Source organism: Exiguobacterium sp. s78 (assembly GCF_018618985.1).
Taxonomy (GTDB): Bacteria; Bacillota; Bacilli; order Exiguobacteriales; family Exiguobacteriaceae; genus Exiguobacterium_A; species Exiguobacterium_A abrahamii.
Window position 1 is genome coordinate 1 of record NZ_JACSNB010000010.1, and the last position, 2,175, is coordinate 2,175.

Below are 2,175 nucleotides of genomic sequence, written 5' to 3' on the forward strand. Positions count from 1 at the left end.
ACGTCTCCCGCCTATCCTGTACATCATGCACAAAGCCTCAATATCAGGCTGTAGTAAAGCTCCATGGGGTCTTTCCGTCCTGTCGCGGGTAACCTGCATCTTCACAGGTACTATGATTTCACCGGGTCTCTCGTTGAGACAGTGCCCAAATCGTTACGCCTTTCGTGCGGGTCGGAACTTACCCGACAAGGAATTTCGCTACCTTAGGACCGTTATAGTTACGGCCGCCGTTTACTGGGGCTTCGGTTCAAAGCTTCGCTTGCGCTAACCCATCCCCTTAACCTTCCAGCACCGGGCAGGCGTCAGCCCCTATACGTCATCTTGCGATTTAGCAGAGACCTGTGTTTTTGCTAAACAGTCGTTTGGGCCTATTCACTGCGGCTCTACTCATGTAGAGCGTCCCTTCTCCCGAAGTTACGGGACCATTTTGCCGAGTTCCTTAACGAGAGTTATCCCGCGCGTCTTAGAATTCTCATCTCGCCTACCTGTGTCGGTTTACGGTACTGGCGCCTTCCCCCTCACTAGAGGCTTTTCTTGGCAGTGTGAAATCGTGACCTACGTCCCTACGGGACTCCGCGTCGTTCCTTGACTTTGATGCCTGACGGATTTGCCAATCAGACGGTCTTGAAACTTGCACATGCACTTCCATCCGCATGCGTCACTATCCTCCTGCGTCCCCCCATTGTTCAAACGGTGGATCGGCGGTACAGGAATATCAACCTGTTATCCATCGCCTACGCCTTTCGGCCTCGGCTTAGGTCCAGACTAACCCTGAGCGGACGAGCCTTCCTCAGGAAACCTTGGGCTTTCGACGGAGGGGATTCTCACCCCTCTTTTCGCTACTCACACCGGCATTCTCACTTCCAAACGCTCCACTGCTCCTTCCGGTACAGCTTCACAGCGGTTTGGAACGCTCCCCTACCATTCCTTACGGAATCCGCAGCTTCGGTGGTATGTTTAGCCCCGTTACATTTTCGGCGCGGCGCCACTCGACTAGTGAGCTATTACGCACTCTTTGAATGGTGGCTGCTTCTAAGCCAACATCCTAGCTGTCTAGGCAGCGCCACATCCTTTTCCACTTAACATACACTTTGGGACCTTAGCTGGCGGTCTGGGCTGTTTCCCTCTTGACTACGGATCTTATCACTCGCAGTCTGACTCCCGAGTATAAGTTGCTGGCATTCGGAGTTTAACTGAATTCGGTAACCCTGTGGGGGCCCCTAGTCCAATCAGTGCTCTACCTCCAGAACTCTCAACCTCGAGGCTAGCCCTAAAGCTATTTCGGGGAGAACCAGCTATCTCCAGGTTCGATTGGCATTTCACCGCTACCCACACCTCATCCCCGCACTTTTCAACGTGCGTGGGTTCGGACCTCCAGTCAGTGTTACCTGACCTTCATCCTGGACATGGGTAGATCACCTGGTTTCGGGTCTACGACAACGCACTGAACGCCCTGTTCAGACTCGCTTTCGCTACGGCTCCGCCTCATCGGCTTAACCTCGCGCGTTATCGTAACTCGCCGGTTCATTCTACAAAAGGCACGCCATCACCCGTTAACGGGCTCTGACTACTTGTAGGCATACGGTTTCAGGATCTATTTCACTCCCCTTCCGGGGTGCTTTTCACCTTTCCCTCACGGTACTGGTTCACTATCGGTCACTAGGGAGTATTTAGCCTTGGGAGATGGTCCTCCCGGATTCCGACGGGGTTTCACGTGTCCCGCCGTACTCAGGATCCACTCTGGAGGGAAAACAGTTTCAGCTACAGGGCTGTCACCTTCTTCGGCCGACCTTTCCAGGTCCTTCACCTACTGTCTTCCTTTTTGACTCCGTATAGAGTGTCCTACAACCCCGAAGAGCATGCTCTCCGGTTTGGGCTGTTCCCGTTTCGCTCGCCGCTACTCAGGGAATCGCATTTGCTTTCTCTTCCTCCGGGTACTTAGATGTTTCAGTTCCCCGGGTCTGCCTCACGCTACACTATGTATTCATGTAACATGTCCCATCCCATTACGGATGGTGGGTTCCCCCATTCGGAAATCTTCGGATCAAAGCATACTTACTGCTCCCCGAAGCATATCGCTGTTCGTCGCGTCCTTCATCGGCTCCTAGTGCCAAGGCATCCACCGTACGCCCTTCATACCTTGATCTAGCGTTGGTATTCTAAGAACACACGTCT

1 rRNA gene is annotated in these 2,175 nt (G+C 53.4%); it reads right to left on the reverse strand.

The window, feature by feature from the left end:
- Window positions 1-2,146: ribosomal RNA gene (locus KNQ18_RS17090) — 23S ribosomal RNA — on the reverse strand; the annotation flags it as partial.
- Window positions 2,147-2,175 lie beyond the last annotated feature (29 nt).